This window comes from Roseateles sp. GW821-FHT09H11 (genome assembly GCF_059415845.1).
Genome location: NZ_JBWKOA010000003.1, coordinates 542,557 through 568,448, shown reverse-complemented (window position 1 = coordinate 568,448; position 25,892 = coordinate 542,557). Strand labels below are relative to the sequence as shown.

At 67.4% G+C, this 25,892-nt stretch carries 17 protein-coding genes and 3 tRNA genes; 5 read left to right on the top strand and 15 right to left on the bottom strand.

The window, feature by feature from the left end; genetic code table 11:
* Nucleotides 1-94: 94 nt before the first annotated feature.
* The 4 genes from zapE to AC07PR_RS13295 all read right to left on the bottom strand — a co-directional run bounded on the left by zapE (nucleotide 95) and on the right by AC07PR_RS13295 (nucleotide 7,005).
* Entirely contained in the window at nucleotides 95-1,195 is a 1,101-nt protein-coding gene (gene zapE, locus AC07PR_RS13310) for a cell division protein ZapE (RefSeq protein WP_483107303.1), read from the bottom strand.
* 127 nt (nucleotides 1,196-1,322) lie between these two features.
* Nucleotides 1,323-2,750: a dihydrolipoyl dehydrogenase gene (gene lpdA / locus AC07PR_RS13305; RefSeq protein ID WP_377152620.1), complete on the bottom strand. Its 1,428-nt coding sequence runs from the start codon at nucleotides 2,748-2,750 to the stop codon at nucleotides 1,323-1,325.
* An 18-nt stretch (nucleotides 2,751-2,768) separates the two neighbouring features.
* Nucleotides 2,769-4,037 (bottom strand): 2-oxoglutarate dehydrogenase complex dihydrolipoyllysine-residue succinyltransferase, encoded by a 1,269-nt coding sequence (gene odhB / locus AC07PR_RS13300; protein ID WP_495135568.1) that lies wholly within the window; start codon nucleotides 4,035-4,037, stop codon nucleotides 2,769-2,771.
* Between the two features lie 115 nt (nucleotides 4,038-4,152).
* The gene (locus tag AC07PR_RS13295; RefSeq protein ID WP_431104735.1) at nucleotides 4,153-7,005 is read right to left on the bottom strand and encodes a 2-oxoglutarate dehydrogenase E1 component; all 2,853 of its coding nucleotides are present in this window, start codon (nucleotides 7,003-7,005) and stop codon (nucleotides 4,153-4,155) included.
* A gap of 343 nt (nucleotides 7,006-7,348) precedes the next feature.
* Here AC07PR_RS13295 and AC07PR_RS13290 point away from each other — a divergent pair, with 343 nt between their 5' ends.
* A complete protein-coding gene (locus AC07PR_RS13290; protein ID WP_495135567.1) occupies nucleotides 7,349-8,191 on the top strand; it encodes an isopenicillin N synthase family dioxygenase in 843 nt (280 codons plus the stop codon).
* 60 nt (nucleotides 8,192-8,251) lie between these two features.
* Here AC07PR_RS13290 and AC07PR_RS13285 read toward each other — a convergent pair whose 3' ends face one another.
* Nucleotides 8,252-9,379 (bottom strand): branched-chain amino acid ABC transporter substrate-binding protein, encoded by a 1,128-nt coding sequence (locus tag AC07PR_RS13285; RefSeq protein ID WP_483107306.1) that lies wholly within the window; start codon nucleotides 9,377-9,379, stop codon nucleotides 8,252-8,254.
* Nucleotides 9,380-9,475: 96 nt separating this feature from the next.
* On the opposite strand from AC07PR_RS13285, the gene AC07PR_RS13280 reads away from it, so the two are divergent.
* From AC07PR_RS13280 to AC07PR_RS13270, 3 genes are all read left to right on the top strand, one after another.
* Nucleotides 9,476-9,859 (top strand): hypothetical protein, encoded by a 384-nt coding sequence (locus AC07PR_RS13280; protein ID WP_495135566.1) that lies wholly within the window; start codon nucleotides 9,476-9,478, stop codon nucleotides 9,857-9,859.
* A 127-nt stretch (nucleotides 9,860-9,986) separates the two neighbouring features.
* A complete protein-coding gene (locus AC07PR_RS13275) occupies nucleotides 9,987-11,552 on the top strand; it encodes an ABC transporter substrate-binding protein (protein ID WP_483107308.1) in 1,566 nt (521 codons plus the stop codon).
* A 165-nt stretch (nucleotides 11,553-11,717) separates the two neighbouring features.
* A complete protein-coding gene (locus AC07PR_RS13270; protein WP_495135565.1) occupies nucleotides 11,718-13,316 on the top strand; it encodes an ABC transporter substrate-binding protein in 1,599 nt (532 codons plus the stop codon).
* A 99-nt stretch (nucleotides 13,317-13,415) separates the two neighbouring features.
* Here the strand turns inward: AC07PR_RS13270 and AC07PR_RS13265 are convergent, their stop codons facing one another.
* The 6 genes from AC07PR_RS13265 to AC07PR_RS13240 form a co-directional block, all read right to left on the bottom strand.
* Nucleotides 13,416-16,190 carry a 2-oxoglutarate dehydrogenase E1 component gene (locus tag AC07PR_RS13265; protein WP_495135564.1) on the bottom strand — a complete coding sequence of 925 codons (2,775 nt, stop codon included), beginning with the start codon at nucleotides 16,188-16,190 and terminating at the stop codon, nucleotides 13,416-13,418.
* 277 nt (nucleotides 16,191-16,467) lie between these two features.
* Nucleotides 16,468-18,009, bottom strand: coding sequence for a methyl-accepting chemotaxis protein (locus AC07PR_RS13260; protein ID WP_495135563.1), 1,542 nt, complete (start codon nucleotides 18,007-18,009; stop codon nucleotides 16,468-16,470).
* Between the two features lie 370 nt (nucleotides 18,010-18,379).
* Entirely contained in the window at nucleotides 18,380-19,333 is a 954-nt protein-coding gene (locus AC07PR_RS13255) for an NAD(P)H-dependent flavin oxidoreductase (RefSeq protein WP_495135562.1), read from the bottom strand.
* A 67-nt stretch (nucleotides 19,334-19,400) separates the two neighbouring features.
* Nucleotides 19,401-21,194 (bottom strand): acyl-CoA dehydrogenase, encoded by a 1,794-nt coding sequence (locus tag AC07PR_RS13250; protein ID WP_495135561.1) that lies wholly within the window; start codon nucleotides 21,192-21,194, stop codon nucleotides 19,401-19,403.
* 102 nt (nucleotides 21,195-21,296) lie between these two features.
* Entirely contained in the window at nucleotides 21,297-22,226 is a 930-nt protein-coding gene (locus AC07PR_RS13245) for an electron transfer flavoprotein subunit alpha/FixB family protein (protein ID WP_495135560.1), read from the bottom strand.
* Nucleotides 22,227-22,254: 28 nt separating this feature from the next.
* Nucleotides 22,255-23,010 (bottom strand): electron transfer flavoprotein subunit beta/FixA family protein, encoded by a 756-nt coding sequence (locus AC07PR_RS13240; protein WP_377152590.1) that lies wholly within the window; start codon nucleotides 23,008-23,010, stop codon nucleotides 22,255-22,257.
* 285 nt (nucleotides 23,011-23,295) lie between these two features.
* Here AC07PR_RS13240 and murI point away from each other — a divergent pair, with 285 nt between their 5' ends.
* Nucleotides 23,296-24,141 (top strand): glutamate racemase, encoded by an 846-nt coding sequence (murI, locus tag AC07PR_RS13235; RefSeq protein WP_483107316.1) that lies wholly within the window; start codon nucleotides 23,296-23,298, stop codon nucleotides 24,139-24,141.
* Between the two features lie 36 nt (nucleotides 24,142-24,177).
* Here murI and AC07PR_RS13230 read toward each other — a convergent pair whose 3' ends face one another.
* The 4 genes from AC07PR_RS13230 to AC07PR_RS13215 all read right to left on the bottom strand — a co-directional run bounded on the left by AC07PR_RS13230 (nucleotide 24,178) and on the right by AC07PR_RS13215 (nucleotide 25,887).
* Nucleotides 24,178-25,470: an MFS transporter gene (locus tag AC07PR_RS13230; RefSeq protein ID WP_495135559.1), complete on the bottom strand. Its 1,293-nt coding sequence runs from the start codon at nucleotides 25,468-25,470 to the stop codon at nucleotides 24,178-24,180.
* 28 nt (nucleotides 25,471-25,498) lie between these two features.
* Nucleotides 25,499-25,586 (bottom strand) — tRNA-Leu (locus AC07PR_RS13225).
* 100 nt (nucleotides 25,587-25,686) lie between these two features.
* A tRNA-Gly gene (locus tag AC07PR_RS13220) sits at nucleotides 25,687-25,762 on the bottom strand.
* A gap of 49 nt (nucleotides 25,763-25,811) precedes the next feature.
* Nucleotides 25,812-25,887: transfer RNA gene (locus tag AC07PR_RS13215), tRNA-Gly, on the bottom strand.
* Nucleotides 25,888-25,892 lie beyond the last annotated feature (5 nt).

The window sequence follows — 25,892 nt, the reverse complement described above, 5'->3', positions numbered from 1 at the left end:
GCTCGTTCCAGTGACACGCCCGCCGGTGACTTCCCTACACCCCAATCGGAGGGAACCGCGAGTGGGGATGGGCGTGGACGCGCAGGAACAGGGGTCAGGTCAACCGGGTATCGACGTCGCGACGCTCGAGCTCCAGGTATTCCTTCGACTGCATCTCCTGCAGCCGCGACACGGTGCGCGGGAACTCGTGCGCCAACGGGCCCTCGGTGTACAGCTGCTCCGCCGGAACGGCCGCGGAGATGATCAGCTTCACGCGCCGGTCGTACAGCACGTCGACCAGCAGCGTGAAGCGGCGCGCCTCGCTGGCCAGCCGTGGCGGCATCGCCGGCACGTTGGACAGGATGATCGTGTGGAACTGCGTCGCCAGTTCCAGGTAGTCGTTCTGCGAGCGTGGCCCGCCGCAGAGCTCCGAGAAGTCGAACCACACCACGCCGCCTGCGCGGCGCCGGGAGCGGATCTCGCGGTGCTCGATGTGCAGGATCGGGTCCTCGTCACGCGCCTCGGCCAGCGATTCGAAGGCCGTCGTCAGCGCCGCCTCGGTCTGCGCGTTCAGCGGCGTGTGATAGAGCTCGACATGCTCGAGCGAGCGCTGCCGGTAATCGGTGCCGTTGTCGACGTTGATGACTTCCAGGTTCTGCTTCAGCAACTCGATCGCCGGCAGGATGCGGTCGCGGTGCAGCCCGTTCGGGTAGAGCCCGTCCGGATGGAAGTTGGACGTCGTCACGATCGACACGCGGTTCTTGAACAGCGCGTCGAGCAGCCGGTACAGGATCATCGCGTCGGTGACGTCGGCGACGTGGAACTCGTCGAAGCAGATCAGCCGGAAGCGCCGCGCGATGCGCTTGCCGAGCTCGTCCAGCGGGTCCTGGATGCCCTTGAGCTCCTGCAGCTCGCGATGGACCTCGCGCATGAACTCGTGAAAGTGCAGCCGGGTCTTGCGCGTCAGCGGCACGGCCTGGAAGAAGCAGTCCATCAGGAAGCTCTTGCCGCGGCCGACGCCGCCGAACATGTACACGCCGCGCGGCAGCGGCGGCCGCACCAGGAACTTGGTCACCGCATTGGAGCGCCGCGCCTTGTAGTCGGCCCATTCGTCCTGACAGCGCTGCAGCGAGGCGACGGCGCGCAACTGGGCCGCGTCGGCGGTGTAGCCGCGTTCGGCAAGGGTCTGGTGGTAGAGCTCGGTAACGGTAGTCATGCGGTGGTCAAGCGGCGGCGTTCGAGACGTTCAGATCAGGGAACCTGCGCAGCGCGGACAAGATGGAAAAAGGGGCGACTCGCGCCGCCCCTTCCGTTCATGCGTCCGATGCGCTTCGAGCCGGAGCTCAGAAGTTCAGCGTGCGCTTGTCGATGGCCAGGGCCGCTTCCTTGGTCGCTTCGCTCAGCGACGGGTGCGCGTGGCAGATGCGGGCGATGTCCTCGGCCGAGGCCTTGAACTCCATCGCGACCACGGACTCGGCGATCAGCTCCGAGGCCATCGGGCCGATGATGTGCACGCCCAGGATCTCGTCGGTCTTGGCGTCGGCCAGGAACTTGACGAAGCCGGTCGTGTCGCCCAGCGCGCGCGCGCGGCCGTTGGCCAGGAACGGGAACTGGCCCGCCTTGTAGGCCACGCCGTCCGCCTTCAGCTGCTGTTCGGTCTTGCCGACCCACGCGATCTCGGGGCTCGTGTAGATGACCCACGGGATCGTGTTGAAGTTGACGTGACCGTGCTGGCCGGCGATGCGCTCGGCCACGGCAACGCCTTCTTCCTCGGCCTTGTGCGCCAGCATCGGTCCGCGCACGACGTCGCCGATGGCCCACACGTTGGGCAGGTTGGTCTTGCACTCGTCGTCGACGATCACGGCGCCGCGCTCATCGAGCTTCAGGCCCACGGCTTCGGGGTTCAGGCCGATGGTGTTGGCCGTGCGGCCGATCGAGACGATCAGCTTGTCGACCGCCAGCGTCTGCTCGCCGCCCTTGGCATCCGTGTACTTCACGGCCACGCCGTCCTTGCCGTTCTCGACGCTGGTGATCTTCACGCCCAGCTCGATGTTCAGGCCCTGCTTCTTGAAGACCTTGGCGGCTTCCTTGGCGACGGACTCGTCGGCGGCGCCCAGGAAGGCGGGCAGCGCTTCCAGGATCGTCACCTCGGCGCCCAGGCGGCGCCACACCGAGCCCATTTCCAGCCCGATGACGCCGGAACCGACCACGCCCAGCTTCTTCGGCACGGCCGGGATGCGCAGCGCGCCGTCGTTGGACAGGATGTTGGTCTCGTCGAACGGGGCACCCGGCAGCTGGCGGGCGTTGGAGCCGGTGGCGACGATCACGTGCTTGGTCGTGATGGTCTCCTCGGCGGCGCCGGCGACCTTCAGCTCGTAAGCGCCGTCCTTCGCCGCCACGAACGAGCCGCGGCCGTGGAAGAACGTGACCTTGTTCTTCTTGAACAGGTACTGCACGCCGTCGTTGTTCTGCTTCACGACGGCGTCCTTGCGACCGATCATCTTGGCGATGTCGATCTTCAGGTCGTTCATCGAGATGCCGTGGTCGGCAAAGCCGTGGCCGGCGTGTTCGAAGTGCTCGCTCGACTGCAGCAGGGCCTTGGACGGGATGCAGCCGACGTTGGTGCAGGTGCCGCCCAGGGCGGGACCGCCCTTGTCGTTCTTCCACTCGTCGATGCAGGCCGTGTTGAAGCCCAGTTGCGCCGCGCGGATCGCCGCGATGTAGCCGCCGGGGCCGCCGCCGATGACGACGACGTCGAATTGCTTGCTCATGTGTCGATCGTCCTTGGCTTAGATGTCGAACAGGAGGCGAGCCGGATCTTCCAGCGCGTCCTTCATGGCCACGAGACCCAGCACGGCTTCACGGCCGTCGATGATGCGGTGGTCGTAGGACATCGCCAGGTAGTTGATCGGACGGATCACGATCTGGCCGTTCTCGACGACGGCACGGTCCTTGGTCGCGTGCACGCCCAGGATGGCCGACTGCGGCGGGTTGATGATCGGGGTCGACAGCATGGAGCCGAAGGTGCCGCCGTTGGAGATCGAGAAGGTGCCGCCGGTCATCTCTTCGATGCCGAGCTTGCCTTCCTGGGCCTTCTTGCCGAACTCGGCGATCTTCTTCTCGATGTCGGCGAAGCTCATCTGGTCCGCGTTGCGCAGGATGGGCACGACCAGGCCGCGCGGCGAGCCGACGGCGATGCCGATGTCGAAGTAGCCGTGATAGACGATGTCGTTGCCGTCGACCGAGGCGTTCAGCACCGGGTACTTCTTCAGCGCGTGCACGGCGGCCTTCACGAAGAAGCTCATGAAGCCGAGCTTCGTGCCGTGTTCCTTGGTGAAGCTGTCCTGGAACTTCTTGCGCAGCTCCATCACCGGGGCCATGTTCACTTCGTTGAACGTGGTCAGGATGGCGTTGGTCGATTGCGATTGCAGCAGGCGCTCGGCGATGCGGGCGCGCAGGCGGCTCATCGGCACGCGCTGTTCCGGACGGTCGCCCAGGTTGGCGGACACGGGCGCGGCGACCGCCTGCAGCGGCGCCTTGGCGGGAGCGGCCGGGGCCTGCACCGGCGCGGGGATCGCGGCCGGCTTGGCGCCGCCTTCGATCGCGCCCAGCACGTCGCCCTTGGTCACGCGGCCATCCTTGCCGGTGCCGGACACCGAGCCGGCGGGCAGGTTGTTGTCGGCCATGATCTTCGCGGCGGCGGGCATCGCGACGCCGGCCTTGCTGTCCGACGAGGCGGCAGCGGCGGCCGGAGCGGCGGCGGCAGCAGCGGGTGCCGGAGCGGCGGCGGCGGCCGGAGCAGCGGCGCCGGCCTTGCCTTCGGAGTCGATCTTGGCGATGACCTGGTCCGACGTGACGGTACCGCCGTCGCCGACGACCAGTTCGGCCAGCACGCCGGCGGACGGCGCCGGCACTTCGAGCACGACCTTGTCGGTCTCGATCTCGATCAGGATCTCATCGATGGCCACGGCGTCGCCGGGCTTCTTCTTCCACTGGAGCAGGGTCGCTTCGGCGACCGATTCGGACAGCTGGGGGACTTTGACTTCAACGATTGCCATGATGTTTTTTCTCTCGGTTTTTCAGTAAACCGGAGCCTTGCGCCTGCCGGTCGCCGGGGAGCTTGTGCCCGTCCCCGGCGCCGGTGTCATTGCGGCGCGCGGCGTCCGCAATGACTCACTTGGTCAGCACGAAACCCTTCAGTTTCCCGAAGGCCTGCTCCAGCAGCGCCTTCTGCTGTTCCTGGTGCAGGTGGGCGTAGCCGACGGCCGGCGAGGCCGAGGCGGGACGGCCCGCGTATCCGAGCTTCTGGCCGTCGGCCATGTTCTCGTGGATGTAGTGCTGCACGAAGAACCAGGCGCCCTGGTTCTGCGGCTCGTCCTGGCACCACACGATCTCGGCGAGGTTCGGGTACTTCTTGAGTTCGGCCGCGAACGCCTTGTGCGGGAACGGATACAGCTGTTCGACGCGGATGATCGCGACATCCTTCTTGTCGCCACGGGCCTTGATCAGGTCGTAGGCCACCTTGCCGGAGCAGGCGATCACGCGCTTGACCTTGCTCGCGTCGATCTCGGCGCTCGTCTCGCCGATGACGGTGCGGAACTCACCCTTGGTGAACTCGCTGACCGGGGACGTGGCGTCCTTGGCGCGCAGCAGCGACTTGGGCGTCAGGATGACCAGCGGCTTGCGGAACATGCGCAGCATCTGGCGACGCAGCAGATGGAAGATCTGCGACGCCGTCGTCGGCTGGACGATCTGCATGTTGTTGTCGGCGGCCAGCTGCATGAAGCGCTCCAGGCGGGCCGAGCTGTGCTCGGGGCCCTGGCCTTCGTAGCCGTGCGGCAGCATCATCGTCAGGCCGTTGGAGCGGCCCCACTTCACTTCGCCCGAGGCGATGAACTGGTCGATGACGACCTGCGCGCCGTTCACGAAGTCGCCGAACTGCGCTTCCCAGATGGTCAGCGTGTGCGGGTCGGCGGCGGCGTAGCCGTATTCGAAGCCCAGCACGGCCTCTTCCGACAGGATCGAGTCGATCACGACGAACGGGGCCTGGCCTTCCGCGACGTTCTGCAGCGGGATGTAGATGCCTTCGTCGAAACGCTCGCGGTTCTGGTCGTGCAGCACCGCATGGCGGTGCGTGAACGTGCCGCGGCCGCAGTCTTCGCCGGACAGGCGGATCGGGTAACCCGAGGCCACCAGCGAGGCGAAGGCCATGTGCTCGCCCATGCCCCAGTCGACGTTGATGTCGCCGCGACCCATGGCCGCGCGGTCGGCGATGACCTTCTCCACCAGCGTGTGGGCCTTGAAGTTGCCGGGCAGCGTGGTGACCTTCTCGGCCAGGCGCTTCCACTCGGCCACCGGCAGCGCGGTGTCGCAACTGTCGGTCCACTTCTTGCCGAGGAACGGGGTCCAGTCGGTCGCGTACTTGCTCTTGAAGTTGGTCAGCACCGGGTCGACGGTGTGACGGCCTTCGTCCATCGCGGCGCGGAAGGCCTTGACCATGCCGTCCGGGCCGTCGGCGTCCAGCACGCCCTGGGCCACCAGCTTCTCGCCGTACAGCTTGCGGGTGCCCGGATGCTTGGCGATGGTCTTGTACATCAGCGGCTGCGTCAGCGCCGGCGTGTCCTGCTCGTTGTGGCCCAGCTTGCGGAAGCAGACGATGTCGACGACGACGTCCTTCTTGAACTGCTGGCGATAGTCCAGCGCCAGCTGCGTGCACAGCACGACCGCTTCCGGATCGTCGCCGTTCACGTGCAGCACCGGGGCCTCGATCATCTTGACGACGTCGGAGCAGTACAGCGTCGAGCGCGTGTCGCGCGGGTCGCTGGTGGTGAAGCCGATCTGGTTGTTGATGACGATGTGGACGGTGCCGCCGGTGTAGTAGCCGCGCGTCTGCGCCAGCGCCAGCGTCTCCATCACGACGCCCTGGCCGGCGAAGGCCGCGTCGCCGTGCACCAGCACGGGCAGCACCTGCTCGCCGGTCTTGTCGCCGCGGCGGTCCATGCGCGCCTTGACCGAGCCCTCGACGACCGGGTTCACGATCTCCAGGTGCGACGGGTTGAAGGCCAGGCTCAGGTGGACGGGGCCGCCGGGGGTGGTCACGTCGCTGGAGAAGCCCTGGTGGTACTTCACGTCACCCGAGGGCAGGTCTTCCGGGGCGGTGTGGTCGAACTCGGCGAACAGGTCCTTGGGCATCTTGCCCAGGGTGTTCACCAGCACGTTCAGGCGGCCGCGGTGGGCCATGCCGATCACGATCTCCTGCACGCCGCGGACGCCGGCGCACTTCACCAGCTCGTCCATCGAGACGATGAAGCTCTCGCCGCCTTCCAGCGAGAAACGCTTCTGGCCGACGTACTTCGTGTGCAGGTAGCGCTCCAGGCCTTCGGCGGCCGTCAGGCGCTCCAGGATCTGCTGCTTCTTCTCGGCCGTGTAGGTCGGCTTGCTGCGGATCGCCTCCAGGCGCTCCTGCCACCAGCGCTTCTCGGTCGGCTCGGTGACGTGCATGAACTCGGCGCCGACGGAGCCGCAGTAGGTGTCACGCAGGGCCTGCACGATCTCGCGCAGGGTCATGCGCTCGGCCTTGGTGAAATAGGTGTTCGTGGCGCTGAAGGTCCGGTCCATGTCGGCTTCGGTGAGGCCGTAGGACGAGGGTTCCAGTTCCGCGATCTTGGCGCGTTCGGTGCGCTTGAGCGGGTCCAGGTCGGCCCAGCGCGAGCCGAGCGTGCGATACGCGGCGATCAGCGACTGGACGTGCACCTGCTTGCCGGCCACTTCGAGCTCGGCGGAGGACACCTTGTTGTTGAGCGCGTTGGCCTTGGCGCGCTGCGCGAAGGACTCGACGACGGGGGCGTGCGGGACGTCGCGCTTGTCGCTGCCGTCCACGGCGGGGACGTGCTGCAGGGCGTCGAAGTAGGCGCGCCAGTTGTCGGGCACGGCGCCCGGGTTGTCGAGGTACTGCTCGTACATCTCCTCGACGTAGGGAGCATTGCCCCCGAACAGATAGGAGTTCGAGCTGTATTGCTGCATCATCTTTCGCTCACCTCTGCCCCGGCTTCCGGAGCTATCGGCTGGTTATGAACCTTCCGCGACACGGCTTGACCGGTTGGCGGATTGCGACCCGCCTTTGCTGTTGCCAGAAAAGGGGTACGGGAAGGACCTGAAGTCACAAGCGCAGGACTGTAGCACCACGCTGGAACCCGTGCTGTTGCGGGATCGCCCACTTCCTGTGCACCCCGTCCATGACATGGATCAAGCGAACGGATCCTCACGGCCTACAAACGTTTGCGAACAGCCAACTCAACGCAGTAGACTGCCGGTTGGCGTACCGCCCCGAGATTGAATGGCGGACTGCCCGGGACACAGGAGATCCCACATGCAAGTTCGAGTCGTCGACTACCGCGCCGCGGATGCGGCCGAGCAATTCACCCGCTCCCTGCACGAGACAGGCTTCGGCGTCCTGGTGAATCACCCCCTGCCCCAGGAACTGGTCGAGAAGATCTACGCCGACTGGCTCGGCTACTTCAACGGGACCGAGAAGCACGCGCTGGCGTTCTCCAAGGAGACCCAGGACGGCTACTTCTCCACCGAGATCTCGGAGACCGCCAAGGGCCACGCGCAGAAGGACATCAAGGAGTACTTCCACATCTACCCGTGGGGAAGGATCCCGGCGGCGCTGAAGGACGACGCGATGCGCTACTACCGCATCGCCAACGATCTGGCGGCGGAGCTGCTGTCGTGGGTGGAGCGGCACACCCCGGCCGACATCGCGAAGAACTATCGCGAGCCCTTGTCCAACATGATCCAGGACAGCCGGCTGACGCTGCTGCGCGTGCTGCGCTACCCGCCGCTGACCGGCAACGAGCCGGCGGGTTCGCTGCGCGCCGCGGCGCACGGCGACATCAACCTGCTGACCATCCTGCCGGCCGCCAACGAGCCTGGCCTGCAGGTCCAGGGCAAGGATGGCGAGTGGGTCGACGTGCCCGGCGACTTCGGCATGCTGATCATCAACATCGGCGACATGCTGCAGGAAGCCTCGCAGGGCTACTACCCGTCGACGCAGCACCGCGTGGTCAACCCGACCGGCGAAGGCGCCAAGAAGAGCCGCGTCTCGCTGCCGCTGTTCCTGCATCCGCGCGAGGACGTGGTCCTGTCGGACCGCTACACGGCGCATGAGTACCTGGAAGAGCGGCTGCGGGAGCTGGGCGTCAAGACCTGACCCCAGGGATCCCTCACCCCTGCCCTCTCCCGCAAGCGGGAGAGGGAGCAAGAGGCGTTTTCAGAGGCTCTTCAGCGGCACCACGTCCTTGCCCTTGAGCGTGAACACCGTGACGGCGGACGACTTCAGGTCGTGCTTGTCGTCGTAGGCGTACTCGCCGGCCACGCCAACGTAGGTCGACTTCGCCAGATGTTCGCCGACCTTCTTCGGATCGGTGGACTGCGCCGCTTCCATGGCGCCCGCCAGCAGGTAGGCGCCGTCGTAGAACGACGCGGCGTAGGTCAACGGATCGCGCTTGAACTCGGCCTTGTACTTGTCCAGGAACTGCTTGCCCTTGGCACTGCGGTCGATCAGCGCGCCACCCTGCGTGCAGTAGGTGTTCAGGTCGTTCGCGATCTGCGACAGCGTGGCGGTCTCCGACGAGCAGATGCCGTCGCCGCCCAGCAGCGGCACCGTGATGCCGAGGCCTCGCATCTGACGCAGCATCGGGCCGCCCTGCGCCGAGTAGCCGCCGTAGAACACGGCGTCGGGCTTGGCGGCCTTGACGGCGGTCAGGATGCTGCTGAAGTCCGTCGCTTTGTCGTTGGTGAACTCCTTGGACACGACCTTGATGCCGAGCTTGGTCGCCTGGGCGGTGAACTCCTGCGCGACGCCCTGGCCGTAGGCCGTGCGGTCGTCGATGACGGCGACCGTCTTCACCTTCAGGTCCTGCGCCGCGTAGACGGCCATCTTCGCGCCGAGCTGGTTGTCGGTGGCGCCGATGCGGAACAGGTTGGACTGGTTGGGCTGCTGCGTGATGCGGGGGTTGGACGCCACCGTCAGCACGATCACGCCGCCGTCGGAGAACACGCGCGAGGCCGGCATCGTCACGCCCGAGTTGTACGGGCCGAGCACGAACCTGATCTTCTTGTCGACCAGCGCCTGCGCCACCTGCACGCCCTGGCGCGGATCGGCCCCGTCGTCGTTGACGTCGAGTTCGAACACGACCGGCTTGCCCCCCACCTTCACGCCCTTCGCGTTCAGTTCCTTGATGGCGAGCGCGGCGCCGTCGCGGTTGTCGATACCGTAGCCGGCCTGCGGCCCGGTGACCGGGCTCATGAAGCCGATGCGCACGCGCTCCTGCGCCTGGCTGCCCAGCGCCGCGAAACCGGCGACGAGCACCAGCAGTTTCAGAGAGAACTTCTTCATATGTCTTCCTCGGTAAGGTCTTCCCCGGCAAGGGGGACGTCGAGTCTACGTAATGCGGCCGTGAAGGACACGGATCAACCCCGTCTACAGTGGTGCATGTCCTCCCGATCAGGCAGCGTCATCTGGATCCATCCGGAAGCGCCACCCAAACCCGCCCTCGGCCAACCGTGCAACGGCTGCGGCGTGTGCTGCCTGGCCGAGCCTTGCCCGCTCGGGATGCTCGTGAGCCTGAAGCGCGAAGGCGCCTGCCGCGCGCTGCAGTGGTCCGGGGAAGACCAGCAGTACCGATGCGGCATGCTGGTGCATCCGACGCGCTATGTCGGGTGGAGAACACTCCGGCCGGACGGGCTCGTCAATCGCCTGATCCGCCGCTATGCGCGACGCATGATCGCGGCCGGCATCGGCTGCGACGCCGACATCGAGCCGACGACGGCCCCCTCGTCCACGGTGTCTTCTCCCTCATCTCCGGAGAAGCGCTAGGCGACGCCTGCCCCCGTCGGGCATAGCATGCGCCGGGCATCGCCTGCCCAGGCTTCATCGGAGTCCGCCCATGTCCCGCCTCCCGACATCCCGCTTCCCGAAAGCGTCCCGATCCGTGCGCGCCCGCATGAGTCTGTCCCTGACGATCGCGTTCGGCGCGCTCGCCGCCGCGCCCGGCGCGCAGGCCGTGCCGCTGCGCTGGGCCGCGCAGAACGACGTGCTGACGCTGGATCCGCATTCGCAGGACCACACCACCACCAGCGCCATCCTGCAGCACGCCTACGAAGGCCTGACCCGCTACAACGAGCAGTGGGAGATCGAGCCCTGCCTGGCCACGAAGTGGACGCAGATCAGTCCGACGCAGGTCCGCTTCGAGCTGCGCAAGGGCGTGAAGTTCCACGATGGTTCGCCCTTCACCGCGGACGACGTGATCTTCAGCTTCGACCGCATCCGCCAGCCGCAGGGCACGATGCAGATCTACGTCACCGGCATCAAGGAGATCAAGAAGGTCGACGACTTCACCGTCGATCTGATCCTCGACTCGCCGCAGCCCATCCTGCTGCGCAACCTGGTCGACTTCCGGATCATGAGCAAGGTCTGGGCCGAGAAGAACAGGGCGACGCAGATGGCCGATTACAAGGCCAAGGACGAGAACTACGCCAGCCGCCACACCGACGGCACCGGCCCGTACGAGATCGTTTCCTGGCAGCCGGACCAGAAGGTCTCGATGACGATCAACAAGGCCTGGTGGGACAAGAACAAGGGCAACATCACCGAGGTCAGCTACATCCCGATCAAGTCGGATCCGACGCGTGTCGCGGCGCTCACCTCGGGCGACGTGGACCTGCTGACCGAGGTGCCGACCCAGGACGTCGCCGCGGTGAAGGCCGATGCGAAGCTCAAGTCGATCGAAGGGCCCGAGACCCGCACCATCTTCTTCGCGATGGACCTCGGCAGCGAGGAGTTGCGCGGCGCCTCGGTCAAGGGCAAGAACCCGTTCAAGGACATCCGCGTCCGGGAGGCGCTCTCCATCGCCATCGACCGCGAGGCGATCAAGCGCAGCATCATGCGCGGCCTGTCGGTGCCGGCGTCGCTGATGGTCTCGCCCGGCGTCAACGGCTACGACGCCGCGCTGGACAAGCCCGCCAAGCCCGACCTGGCCCGTGCGAAGACGCTGCTCGCCGACGCCGGCTATCCGAACGGCTTCGAACTGCCGCTGAACTGCCCCAACAACCGCTACGTCAACGACGAGAAGATCTGCCTGGCCGTCGTGTCGATGTGGAGCAAGATCGGCGTCACGGCGCGCCTGACCGCGCAGCCGATGTCGCAGCACAGCCAGCTGTTCCAGCGCTTCGAGGCGCCGCTGTACATGCTGGGTTGGGGCGTGTCCACGCGCGATGCGCTCTACGCGCTGCAGGCGCTCGCGCGCACGCGCAGCGGCGGTGCGGATGGCAGCTTCAACTTCTCCAAGATCAGCGACCCGGCCCTGGACAAGCTGATCGATGCCGCCAAGAGCGAGATCGACACCGCCAAGCGCGACGCGATCCTGCGCGATGCGCTGGTGCGCACGCGCGATCAGTACCTGTTCATCCCGCTGCACCACCAGGTGCGCCCGTGGGCGATGCGCGCCAACCTGCAGACCCTGCACCGCTCCAACGACCGGCCGGAAGCGCGGTTCACGACGATCAAGTGACGGTTTGATGAGCGGATCCCGGATGTCCTTGCTCGGCGGCTGAATTTTCCGGTCCTCCCCTGGGGCAATCCCCAGGGTGGATCGGCCTCCCGCCGAGGGTCCCGGCAGCTAGCATCCAGGCGACTTCACGTTTGCTTAACGACGTTGCCAAGGGAGCTATCGCTCATGTCGAGGAATCACTCCGGATCGATCCGATCCGCCCGCACCGCCCTTTGCGTCGCCGCCATCGCGGCGATGGTCGGCATCGCCCAGGCGGCGCCGCTGCGCTGGGCCGCTCAGAACGACGTGCTGACGCTGGATCCGCATTCGCAGAACCACAGCACGACGAACGCGATCACGCAGCACGCCTATGAGGGCCTGACGCGCTACGACCGCCAGTACCAGGTCGAGCCCTCGCTCGCCACGAAGTGGACGCAGATCAGCCCCACGCAAGTCCGCTTCGAGCTGCGCAAGGGCGTGAAGTTCCACGACGGCTCGCCGTTCACCGCGGACGACGTGGTGTTCTCGTTCCAGCGAATCAAGCAGCCGGTGGGGACCATGCACCCGTTCGTGGCGGGGGTCACCGAAATCAAGAAGGTCGACAGCCACACCATCGACGTGATCCTGGCCGCGCCCAACCCGATCCTGCTGCGCCAGTTCGTCGACTTCCGCGTCATAAGCAAGACCTGGGCGGAGAAGAACAAGGCGCTGAACCTGCCGGACTTCAAGGCCAAGGAAGAGACCTACGCGACGCGCAATGCCAATGGCACCGGGCCGTACCGGATCACCGGCTGGCAACCGGACCAGCGCATCACGATGGTCCAGAACAAGGACTGGTGGGACGCGAAGAACGCCACCAACGTCGACGAGGTGATCTACACGCCGATCAAGTCCGATCCGACGCGCGTCGCGGCGCTGCTGTCGGGCGACGTGGACCTGCTGTCCGACATCCCGACGCAGGACGTCGGCCGGCTGAAGGCCGATCCGAAGTTGAACGTCGCCGAGGGCAGCGAGACCCGCACGATCTTCATCGGCATGGACCAGGGCAGCGAACAGCTCAAGGGCAGCAGCGTGACGGGCAAGAACCCGTTCAAGGACAAGCGCGTGCGCGAGGCGATGTCGCTGGCCATCGACCGCGAGGCCATCAAGCGCGCGACGATGCGCGGCCTGTCGGTACCGGCCGGCATCATGGTCGCGCCGGGCGTGAACGGCAACGCGCCGGACATCGACGTGCCGACCAAGGTCGACGCCGAACGCGCGAAGAAGCTGCTCGCGGAGGCCGGTTATCCGAACGGCTTCGACGTGCCGATGAACTGCCCCAACAACCGCTACGTCAACGACGAGGAGATCTGCCTCGCGGTGGTGTCGATGTGGAGCAAGGTCGGCATCAAGGCGCGGCTGCAGACCGAGTCGTTCAGCACCTTCAGCCCGAAGCTGCAGGCCTTCGAGTACCCGCTGTTCCTGTACGGCTGGGGCGTGCCGACCTATGACGCGCTGTACACGATGCAGTCGCTGGCGCGCACGCGCAGCGGCGGCGCGGACGGCAGCGGCAACTACTTCCGCCTGAGCGACGCGAAGCTCGACCAGATCATCGACGCCGCGAAGGTCGAGGGCGACGTGACCAAGCGCAACGCGCTGCTGAAGGAAGGCCTGGTGCGCATCCGCGACGAGGTGTTCTTCATCCCGCTGCACCACCAGGTGCGCCCGTGGGCGATGAAGAAGAGCGTCACGACGCCGCACCGCTCCGACGACCGGCCGGAAGCGCGGTTCACGACGATCAAGTGACGGACGCTTGAACGCGGGGCGGCCGTCCACAACGGCCGCCCCGGCGCTGATCACGCCTGGAAGGCGGCACCGTGCGATGCGCGATGCCGCCTTCGTCGTTCAGGACGAACGAGCTGGCGAGCGCCCCGGCACGGCGGTCTGCGGCACAAGCGCCTGGCGGACCAGCTCGGCCTGCTGCCAACGATGGATCACCGGCGAAGCCGTGGCGCCCGCCGTGGTCACGGCGCGGGAGACCTCGCACAGCCACGCGCCGTCGGGCAGGAGCGCCTCGAGCTCGTCGCGGACGAAGTGCCACGCGCCCTGGTTGCGCGTTTCCTCCTGCGTCCAGACGAGTTCCTCGAGGAGCGGGTACCGCCGCAGCACGGCCGACAGCGACTCGCTCGGGAACGGGTAGAGCTGCTCGACCCGCACCAGCGCGGTCGGGCACGCCATCGGATCGGCGAGCGATCCGGCCATCGCCTGGCGCGCGCTCAGCAGGTCGTAGTGGACCTTGCCGCTGCTCAGCACGACCCGGCGTACACGACCCGCCTGTGCCTCGCCGAGGGTGTCGTCATCGAGCACCGGCTCGAAGCGGCCGGCCGCGAGCACGCCGACCGGCGTGTGGCTGCGCGGCTCCGCCAGCAGCACCGCCTTGGGCGTCATCACGATCAGCGGCTTGCGCACCGGATCCAACGCCTGGCGCTGCAGCAGCGCCGCGTACTGGCCCGATGTCGACGGCATCGCGACGCGCAGGTTGTCCGCGCCGCACAGCTGCAGGATCCGCGCAAGGAAACCGTTCGAGTGCTCCGGCCCCACGCCCTCGTAGCCATGCGGCAGCAGCACGGTCAGCGCCGAGGTGTCGCCCCACTTCTCTTCGCCGGAGCTGAGGTACTGGTCGAGGTAGACCTGCGCGCCATTGACGAAGTCGCCGAACTGAGCCTCCCACACCGTCAGCACATCGCGCGCGTGCACGCTGTGCCCATACTCGAAGCCCAGGACCGCTTCCTCCGCCAGCAGCGAGTTGACGACCTCCAGTCGCGCGCCCGCCGAGGCGAAGCGGGACAACGGCGTCCACGTCGAGGGCTCGCTCAGGCGCTTGTCCTCGTGCACGTCATCGCACGTGTGATCGCGCATGCTACCGGCGGCCGCAATGGGCAGGCTCCCACCGGCATCGACCTCCCGCCGCTGGTGATGCCACACCGCATGCCGATGCAGGAAGGTGCCGCGCTGTACGTCCAGGCCGGAGATCCGCACGCCCGTCCCCGCGCGCAGGACCTGCGCCCAGGCGAGCGTCTCCGCCGTGCACCAGTCGGCGGGACGGCGGGCGTCATCGGCCATGCCGCGCCAGCGGCTGGCCTGATCACGCAACAGCGGGTGCGGCTCGAAACCTTCGGGCACCTGCGCCAGCGCTTCCAGCACATCGTGCAGATCGCCGACGGGGGCGTGCCCCTCCGGCCGCAACGGCGCGTCATCGGCGATCGGCGCGGCACCTTCCAGCGGTCGCGACGGATCGAAGGCATCGATCTGCGCGGCGATGGCCGCGGCTTCCCCGTCGCGGAGACGGCCCTCCGCCGCCAGGCGCCTCGCATACAGCGCGGTCACGCCCGGCTTCGCCGGCATGCGCCGGTACAGCGCGGGACTGGTGAGCTGCGGCACGTCGTGCTCCGAATGACCGAGGCGGCGGTACCCGACCAGGTCGATGACCACGTCGGTACCGAAGCGCGCACGGTAGTCGACCGCCAGGCGCGCGGCGCGCAGCACCGCCTCGGGATCGTCGGCATGGACGCGCAGCACCGGCGCGTCGACGCCTCGCGTCGCATCGGTGCAGTAGCGCGCCGCGCCCGCATCCATCGGGTTCGGCTCGGTGAAGCCCAGTTGATTGTTGATGACGACATGGATCACGCCGCCCACCTCGTAGCCCGGCTTCAGGCCGAGCGCCAGCGTCTCCATCACCACGCCCTGCCCGGCGAAGGCCGCGTCGCCGTGCATCATCACGGCCATGCACCGGTCCGGTCGGTCACCCGCCGCGGAGCGCGCCGCGCGCGCCATGCCGACGACGACCGGATAGACGCTCTGCAGGTGCGACGGGTTGCTTGCCAGTCGCAGGCGCACGGCGCCGTGCGCGGTCTGCACGCGCGACGTGCCGCCGAGGTGATAGACGAGGTCGCGCTGTCGTTCGGGATGCGCCGGCGCGGGCTCGAAGTAGTCGATCAACGCGTCGACGGGATGTCCCAGCAGGTTGGCCAGCACGTTCACACGGCCGCGATGCGGCATGCCCATCAGCACCTGGTCGACGCCCAGCGCCGCGCCAGCCTCCAGCACGGCGTCGAGCAAGGGCAGCAGCGCCTCGTTGCCCTCGAGCGAGAAGCGTTTGCCATGCGGAAAGCGATTCGCCAGATGACGCTCCCAGCCCTCCACGCGAGCGAGCCGGCGCAGCAGCGCGCGCGCCGCGTCGGCGGACAACGGCGCATCGTCCGACTCGAAACGCGCGCTCCACCACGAGCGGCGCGACTCGTCGCGCACCGCGCTCAGGTCGAGCGTCAAGGCGCCGCAGTACAGCGCGCTCAAGCGCTGGCGAAGCGCCCGCGCGTCCGCGACGCCGAGCACCGAGCCGCCCGCCTCGGCGACAGCGTCGTCGTCCGCGAGGTCGAATCGCGACAGGTCGAATGCACCGGCGTCCGATGCGGTCGGCGATCCGGCCAGCGGATCGAGCCGCGCATGGCGATGGCCCTGCCGGCGGAATGCGTCGATCAGCGCGGCGATGCCGGGCCGCAGACGCGGTGAAGAAGACGGTGAGGCGGCCGGCGAAGCGCTCGCGTCCGACGGATCGGTGTCGCGATCGAAACGGCAGCGGAGCGCCCAGGCGTGGCGCCCGAACGAGGTGTTCACGGACATGTCGACTCCCTTGACGTTGACTGACGCGGCTCGGATGAGCCCTGCTCGTCACGCCTCCGGGCGACCCCGGCGCTCTGCGGCACCTGTGCCGATCCCTCGCGGCCCTCGCGGGCCGTCGATCAGTCGGCGGTCGGATCCTCCCGGGCTGCGCGACCTCCGGCTCTGCGGCCGGTCCCGTCTCCAGTCCCCTCCAACCTGACGCGACGGCGCGCGGCCGCCGCTCACGGATTCAAGACGCGATCACGGCGCGTTCATGCGTCGCGCGCGCACGGCGGCCTCATAGCGCGAAGGCGCGCACGGCGTCGTTGAGCTGATGCGCCTGCTCCTGCAGCGCGCGCGCGGCAGCGGTGCTCTGCTCGACCATCGACGCGTTCTTCTGCGTCGAGTCGTCCATCTGCACGACCGCCGCATTGACCTGCTCGATGCCGGCGCTCTGCTCGCGGCTGGAGGCGCTGATCTCGGTCACGATGTGGCTCACGTGCCGGATGCTGCCCACGACCTGCTGCATCGTCTGGCCGGCCTGTTCGACCATGCGGCCGCCGGCCTCGACCTGCGAGACCGAGTCGTCGATGAGCCGCTTGATCTCCTTGGCCGCCGTCGCGCTGCGCTGCGCCAGGCTGCGCACCTCCGACGCCACGACCGCGAAGCCGCGGCCCTGCTCGCCCGCGCGCGCCGCCTCGACCGCCGCGTTGAGCGCCAGGATGTTGGTCTGGAACGCGATGCCGTCGATCACGCCGATGATCTCGACGATGCGGCGCGACGCCGCGGAGATCGAACTCATCGTCTGCACGACCTGGCCCACCACCTCGCCGCCCTGCGTCGCGATGCCGGACGCGGACGAGGCCGAGCGGTCGGCCTCGCCGGCGTTGTCGGCGCTCATCCGCACCGATGCGGTCAGCTGCTCCATCGCCGACGCCGTTTCCTCCAGCGCCGCGGCCTGCTGCTCGGTACGCGCCGCCAGATCCTGATTGCCCTGCGCAACCTCCTGGGCCGCGTTCGCGATCGTGTCCGCGCCCGTGCGGACCTCGGTGACGATGCGATGCAGGTTCTCGACCATGTTCTGCAGCGCCGCCATCAGCCGCGCCACCTCGTCCTTGCCGCTGGCGCGGATCCGGTAGGTCAGGTCGCCGGCGGCAACACGCTCGGCCAGCTCGATGGCGCCCTCGATCGGCTGCGTGATCGACCGCGTGATGAAGAACGCGGTCGCCACGCCCATCAGCAGCGCCAGGGCCGACGCGACGATCATGTCGAGCTTGGCGCCCTGGGAGCGCTCGTTGGCCTCGGCCACGTCCGCCGCCATGCGGGCGGCCTGGAAGTCGACCATCTTGTCGATCAGCGCGTAGTAGCGCGCCTGCGGCCCCACCATCTGATCCTGATAGACCGCCATCGCGCCGTCGCGGTCGCCCGCGGCCAGCAGGTCGAAGATCTTGCGCACCACCGCGCCGTAGTCCTTGCGCGCCGCCGACTGCTCGGCGAAGAGCTGCTTGCTCTCGTCGTCCGCCAGCATCTTCTCGAGCTTGGCGAGGTTCTCCGAGTTGGTCTGACGGATGCCGGCGTACTCGTCCATGTACTTCTTCGCCGCATCCGGCGTGCCGGCCAGCAGCAGCCGTCCGATGGTGATCGCGCCGCGGTCGCCCACGCTCTTGACCTGCGTGGTCAACGCGATCAGCGCGTAGCGGTCCTCGACCACCCGCCCCATCGTCGCGTTGACCCCGTCGATCACGCGGATCCCCACCCCGAGGATGACCAGCAGCAACACGAAGACGACCGCGAATGCCGCGGCAAGACGTGACCCGATCCGAACGTCGGCCAATTTCATTTGTTTGCTCTCCCTGACGACTGAATGTCTGGAGATGACACCACTGCTTACATTTCAGGTCTATCGACTCAGCAATGCGAAATTAGCATTCACGTTATGAAATCATCGGGCCGTGAAGTTTTCAACGGATCGGCGCCTCCACGGACCTCATGAGCGTTCGATTAGCAAATCAATGGAGCCATCAATCGCCCAATTCGGGCGATGAGCGCGCTTGCCCACCCCCGGATGAGGGGGCATTGCCCGCAAGCCGTGAACGGAAGCACAACGCGATGAGGGGCGAAGGGGGATGCAAGTGTCGATTGGTGGAGAAGCGCAGAAATGAAAACGCCCCGCAAGGCGGGGCGTGAGCTGCGGGAAGCGTCTCGCGCTGTCAGGCCAGCGCCAGGCGTCGACGCGCCGCCTGGTACTCGCGATCGAAGCGCGCCACCAGCTCGCCGGCCGGCAGCACCTCGCGGATCGCGCCGATGCCCTGGCCGCTGCCCCAGACATCCTTCCAGGCCTTCGCGCCCGTGCCGCCGAAGTTCATCTTCGTCGGGTCGCTCTCGGGCAGGTTCTCCGGATCGAGTCCGGCCTTCACGATCGAGCCCTTCAGGTAGTTGCCATGCACGCCGGTGAACAGGTTGCTGTAGACGATGTCGTCGCTGTTGCTCTCGACGATCATCCGCTTGTAGTCGTCGGAAGCGCGCGCTTCCTCGGTCGCGATGAAGGCCGAGCCGACGTACGCCAGGTCCGCGCCCATCGCCTGCGCCGCGAGGATCGCGTCGCCGCTGGCCATCGAGCCCGACAGCGCCAGCGGGCCGTCGAACCACTCGCGGATCTCCTGGATCAGCGCGAACGGGCTCTTCACCCCGGCATGGCCGCCGGCGCCGGCCGCCACGGCGATCAGGCCGTCGGCGCCCTTCTCGATCGCCTTCTTCGCGAACTTGTTGTTGATGATGTCGTGCAGCACGATGCCGCCCCAGCCGTGCACCGCCGCGTTGACGTCCTCGCGCGCGCCCAGCGAGGTGATCACGATGGGCACCTTGTACTTGGCGCACAGGGCCATGTCGTGCTCGAGCCGGTCGTTGCTCTTGTGCACGATCTGGTTGATCGCGAACGGCGCGGCCGGCGACTCCGGATGCGCGCGGTCATGCGCGGCCAGCGTCTCGGTGATCTCGGCGAGCCAGTCGTCGAGCAGCTCGGCCGGGCGGGCGTTGAGCGACGGCATCGAGCCGACGATGCCGGCCTTGCATTGCGCGATCACCAGCTTGGGGTTGCTGATGATGAACAGCGGCGAGCCGATCACCGGCAGGCGCAGCGTGTTGAACAGCGGGGGAAGTGCCACCTGGGTCTCCTCTTCGATGAATCTGGATGCGACGGGGGCGGGACGCCTCGCGGCGTCCCGCGATGTCTCAGAACGCGTCGACGGGCAGCGCCATCACGCTGTCCGCGCCGTTCACGATCGCGTCGCGCTGCGCGGCGCAGCGGGGCAGGATGTGCTCGGCGTAGAAGCGCGCGGTGGCGATCTTGGCGTCCATGAAGGCGACGTCCTCGCCGGTCGCCTTCAATTCCTGCGCGGCGAGCAGCGAGCGCGCCAGCTGCCAGCCCGCTATCAGGTTGCCGCCCACCATCAGGTAAGGCACCGAGCCGGCGAAGGCCGCATTCGGCCTGGCCTTGCCGTTGGCCGCGATGAAGTCGACGACCTCGACGAAGGCCGCGCGGGCCGCCGCCAGTTGCGTGCGCACCGCCTGCGCGTCGGCGCTGCCGTTCGCGGCCAGCGCGCCTTCGGTCTCCTCGACCTGCGCCGCCACGCTGCGCGCGAACGCGCCGCCGTCGCGCACCGTCTTGCGGCCGACCAGGTCGTTGGCCTGGATCGCCGTCGTGCCTTCGTAGATCGGCAGGATGCGCGCGTCGCGGTAGTACTGCGCCGCCCCGGTCTCCTCGATGAAGCCCATGCCGCCGTGCACCTGCACGCCCAGCGAGGTGACCTCCAGGCTCATCTCCGTGCTGTAGCCCTTCACCAGCGGCACCATGAACTCGTAGAAGGCCTGCGCCTGCTTGCGGGTCTCGGCATCCTCGTGGTGATGCGCCATGTCGTAGGCCGCGGCGGCGTCGATCGCCATCGCGCGGCAGCCTTCGACCAGCGCGCGCTGCGTCATCAGCATGCGACGCACGTCGGGGTGTTGGATGATCGCGGCCGGACCGGATGCGGAACCGTCGACCGGGCGCGACTGCACGCGGTCCTTCGCGTACTCGACCGCCTTCTGGTACGCGCGATCGGCCACCGCGATGCCTTGCACGCCGACGCCGAAGCGGGCCGCGTTCATCATGATGAACATGTACTCGAGGCCGCGGTTCTCTTCACCGATCAAGGTGCCGATCGCGCCGCCGTGATCGCCGAACTGAAGGACGGCCGTCGGGCTCGCCTTGATGCCGAGCTTGTGCTCGATCGACACGCAGTGCGCGTCGTTGCGCGCGCCCAGCGAGCCGTCGGCGTTCACCAGGAACTTCGGCACCAGGAACAGGCTGATGCCCTTCACGCCTTCCGGCGCGCCCGGCACGCGCGCGAGCACCAGGTGGACGATGTTGTCCGCCATGTCGTGCTCGCCCCAGGTGATGAAGATCTTCGTGCCGAAGACCTTGTAGGTGCCGTCACCCTGCGGCTCGGCGCGGGTGCGCACCATCGCCAGGTCCGAGCCGGCCTGCGGTTCGGTCAGGTTCATCGTGCCGGTCCACTCGCCGGAGATCAGCTTCGGGATGAAGGTCTGCTTCTGCTCCTCCGAGCCCGCGACCAGCAGCGCTTCGATCGCGCCGTCGGTCAGCAGCGGGCACAGCGCGAAGCTGACATTGGCCGCCTGCACGATCTCGCCGCAGGCCGCGCCGATCGTCTTGGGCAAGGCCTGACCCCCATAAGCCTCCGGATGCTGCAGCCCCTGCCAGCCGCCCTCGACGTACTGCTTGAACGCCGCCTTGAAGCCCGGCGTCGCGAAGACCTCGCCGTTCTTCCAGTACGACGGGTTCCTGTCGCCTTCGACGTTCAGCGGCGCGATCACGTCCTCGTTCAGCCTGGCCGATTCCTCGAGCACCGCCTGCGCGGTGTCCAGGCCGTGGTCGGCGAACGCGGGGATCTGCTCGGCGAGCGTCTGCAGGCCGGCCAGGGCCTGCATGTCGAACAGCATGTCCTTGATCGGGGCGCGGTAGGTCATGGGGGTTGTCTCCGGATGAAAAAAGGGCGCCGCGCGTCGTCGGCGGGCGCCCTTGGTCTTGTCGGCGACGGTCTTCGCCGTCGCGGTTCGTCAGCGTCCGATTTACAGCGCCTTGACCAGTTCGGGCACGGCCACGAACAGGTCGGCTTCGAGGCCGTAGTCGGCCACCGAGAAGATCGGCGCTTCCGGATCCTTGTTGATCGCGACGATCACCTTGGAGTCCTTCATGCCGGCCAGATGCTGGATCGCGCCGGAGATACCGGCGGCGATGTAGAGCTGCGGCGCGACGATCTTGCCGGTCTGGCCGACCTGCCAGTCGTTGGGCGCGTAGCCCGCGTCCACCGCAGCGCGCGAAGCGCCCAGCGCGGCGTTCAGCTTGTCGGCCAGCGGGGTCAGCACTTCATTGAACTTGTCGCTGCTGCCCAGCGCGCGGCCGCCCGACACGATGATCTTCGCGGCGGTCAGTTCAGGACGATCGCTCTTCGTGACCTCGCGGCCGACGAAGCTGCTCTTGCCGCTGTCGGCCACGCCGGACAGCGATTCCACGGCGGCGCTGCCGCCTTCGGCCGCGGAGTCGAAACCGGTCGTGCGCACGGTGATCACCTTGACGGCGTCGGTCGACTGCACGGTCGCGATCGCGTTGCCGGCGTAGATCGGGCGCTCGAAGGTGTCGGGGCTGACGACCTTGGTGATGTCGCTGATCTGGCCGACGTCCAGCAGCGCGGCGACGCGCGGTGCGACGTTCTTGCCGGAGGCGGTGGCCGGGAACAGCAGGTGCGAATAGTCCTTGGCGATGGCGATCACCTGGGCGGCGACGTTCTCGGCCAGGCCGTCGGCGAACTGCGCGCCGTCAGCGTGCAGGACCTTGGCGACGCCCGAGATCTTCGCGGCGGCCTGCGCGGCGGCGCCGGCGTTCGAGCCGACGACCAGCACGTGCACGTTACCACCGATGGCGGCGGCGGCGGTGACGACGTGGTGCGTGGCGCCCTTCAGCGAGGCGTTGTCGTGTTCAGCGATGACGAGGATGGTCATGTCTTATCTCCGGATCTTGTTCTGCGGCTCAGATGACCTTCGCTTCGGTCTTCAGCTTCGTCACGAGGGTCGCGACGTCCGGCACCTTGATGCCGGCGCTGCGCTTGGGCGGCTCGGCGACCGACAGCGTCTTGATGCGCGGCGACACGTCCACGCCCAGGTCGGCGGGCTTGACCACGTCGAGCTGCTTCTTCTTCGCCTTCATGATGTTGGGCAGCGTCACGTAACGCGGCTCGTTCAGGCGCAGGTCGGTCGTCACGACCGCGGGCAGCGTCAGGCTGACCGTCTCCAGGCCGCCGTCGACTTCACGCGTGACGTTGACCTTGCCGTCGGCGACTTCCACCTTCGACGCGAACGTGCCCTGCGGCAGGCCCGTCAGCGCGGCCAGCATCTGGCCGGTCTGGTTGCAATCGTCGTCGATGGCCTGCTTGCCCAGGATCACCAGCTGCGGCTGTTCCTTGTCGACCAGCGCCTTCAGCAGCTTGGCCACGGCCAGCGGCTGCAGCTCGAGGTCGGCGGCGGTCTCGACCAGGATCGCGCGATCGGCGCCGATGGCCATCGCGGTGCGCAGCGTTTCCTGGCACTGCGTGACGCCGCAGGAGACGGCGATCACTTCCGTGACCACGCCCTTCTCCTTCAGGCGGACGGCTTCTTCGACGGCGATCTCGTCGAACGGGTTCATGGACATCTTCACGTTGGCGATGTCCACGCCGGTTCCGTCACTCTTGACGCGCACCTTGACGTTGTAATCGACGACTCGTTTGACGGGGACCAATACCTTCATCGAAGCACTCCAAGCGGATTGACGTTAACGTTAATCAGATTCTATGGGAGCCCCGGGGCGCTCCCGTGTCTCCCAGCCGTCATGCGCCCCTGCTCCCGTCCCGGGCATCCCGGAAAACCGCGAGCGTCTCCTCGGCGCTGGCTCGAAAATAAAACGAACGATCGTTCTATTCTAGCCATAGCTTCGCGGCTGCCAAGCGGTTCACGGCAGGAATGAGGGATTCCTCTAGACTGCGCTCCCGATACGCCAGCACCACCGCCCCCAACGATCACGACCGCGAGCTCCGTGCCTCCTCCCTCCTCTCCATCGATCGCTCCCGCGAGTTCCCTTGACACCGACGCGCGCGTCCCCTGCATCGGGGTCTTCGATTCCGGCGTTGGCGGTCTGACCGTGCTGAAGGCGCTGCGCGAGCAGCTGCCCGATGTGCCGTTGCACTACGTCGCCGATACCGCTCACGCTCCTTATGGGGATCGCAGCAGCGAGTACATCGTCGAACGCAGCGTGCGAGTGGCCGAACGCCTGCGCGAGGTCGGCGCCCGCATGGCGGTGGTGGCGTGCAACACGGCGACGGCGCACGCGGTGCAGGCCATGCGCGAGCGCTGGCCGGACTGGCCGGTCGTGGGCATCGAGCCGGGCGTGAAGCCGGCCGTGGCCGCGACGCGCAACGGCCGCATCGGCGTGATGGCGACGACGGCGACGATCGCGAGCCGGCGTTTCGAGCAGCTCGTCGCGGCACATGCCAGTGATGTCGAGTTGATCAGCCAGCCCTGCCCCGGCCTGGTCACGCTGATCGAGCAAGGCGATCTGCGCAGCGCCGAGCTCGGCGATCTGATCGAGCGCTTCTGCGAGCCACTGCGGCGGGGCGGCGTCGATACGGTGCTGCTCGGCTGCACCCACTACCCGCTGGTGCAGGCGCGCATCCAGGCGGCGTTGGGCGACGGCGTTCAGTTGCTCAACATCGAGGACGCCGTCGCACGTCAGGCGAGGCGCGTGTGGGAGGGACTCGGTTTCGCCGCGTCAGGCCCCGCGGCGATCGTGCTCGAAAGCACCGGCGATCCCGCGCCGCTGCAGCACCTGGCGCGCGAGGCGCTCGGCTGGCGCGACGTGACGGCCACGCGCATCGCGGCCTGATCGACGGCCAGCGAGCTGACCGGCCTCAGATCAGGTTCAGACCAGCGCCCGCGCCAGTCCGCGCGTCATGTCGACGCGTCTCAGCAACCAGTAGCCGAGAACGAAGAAGACGCCGGTCGCGAGGATCGCGAGACGGTGATTGCCTGCCGTCAAGACCGTGACGGCGCCGTAGGTCAGCGGACCGATGATCGCGGCGAGGCGGGTGGCGAAGGTCCACAGGCCGAAGAACTCGGCCAGGCGGTCGTGCGGCGCGAGGGCACCGGCGAGCGCACGGCCACAGGACTGGCTGGAACCCATGCACAGGCCCGCGATCACCGCAGCGATCCAGAACAGCCAGGCGCTCGTCGCCAGGAAGGCCAGCAGCGTCATGACCATCCAACCCACCAGCGTCACCGCGAGCGCGGGCTGGTGGCCGATGCGGTCCTCGTAATAGCCGAACAGGAACGCACCGACCGCGGAGGCGATGTTCACGAGGAACACCAAGGTCATCGTCTGCGCCTGTGTGAAACCGAGCGCCTGCTCCGCATAGACAGCGGCGAGCGCGATGACGACGGCGATCCCGGCCTGGTAGCTCGTGCCGCAGGCCAGCAGCCGCAGAAAATCGGGATAGGCACGTGCACGCTGCCAGGATGTCCATAGCTGGGAAAGACCTGACCCCATGCGAGCGGCGCGACGCGTGGCGCAGGGATCGGCGCGCTCGCGCAGCAGCAGGAAGGTGGGCAGCGCGGCGAGCAGGTACAGACCGGCGGTGATCAGCATCGTGATCGGAACGAAATGGTCGGCCGTGTCCCCGCGCGCCTGGGCGCTCAGCACGTAGCCCAGGCACAGACCGAGCGCGAGCATCCCGCCGAGATAACCGAAAGCCCAGCCCCAGCCCGACACGCGGCCCAGCGCATCACGCCGCGCGAGTTCCGGCAGGAACGCCGCGATCAGCGATTCGCCGTAGGAGAAGAACACGTTGGAGAGCACGACCGCCGTGGCCGCCCACCACAGCTGGTCCGCGCCGAACACCGCGAGCGCGGCGGTCGACAACACGCAGCCGATCGTGCAGAGCCCCAGCAGTTTCTTCTTCGCCCCATGGGCATCGGCCCAGGCGCCCAGTCCCGGCATCGTCACCATCACGAGGAAACTGGAGACGGCGATCAGCGCGGTCCAGAGCAGCGTCGCCGACGGCTGGCCCTTGGCGATGACGCCGACGAAGTACGCGTTGTAGACGGCCGTCAGGACGACGGTCGTGTAGCCCGAATTGGCGAAGTCGTACATCGACCAGCCGAAGACTTCGCGCTTGCGAACGCCCGGGTTCAACAGTTCCTGCACAAACATGCCCATGTGCTGCAGTCTCTGGAAGCCGATCGCGTGGTGCCTCGAACGGGACTCGAACCCGTACGCCGGTTGAGGGCGGCGGATTTTAAGTCCGCTGTGTCTACCAATTTCACCATCGAGGCGCGACGACTCCGCATCGATTCCATGTCGGAGTGAGCGCGCATTATCACGGCGACCGACAAAGAAAAAAGGGAAGCCAAACTGGCTTCCCTTTGCAGGATTTGGAGCGGGAAACGAGGCTCGAACTCGCGACCTCAACCTTGGCAAGGTTGCGCTCTACCAACTGAGCTATTCCCGCATCGCAGGACAGCGGAGTGTTCAATCACCCCACCGACCTTTGGTGTCGTTGGAGCGGGAAACGAGGCTCGAACTCGCGACCTCAACCTTGGCAAGGTTGCGCTCTACCAACTGAGCTATTCCCGCAATGT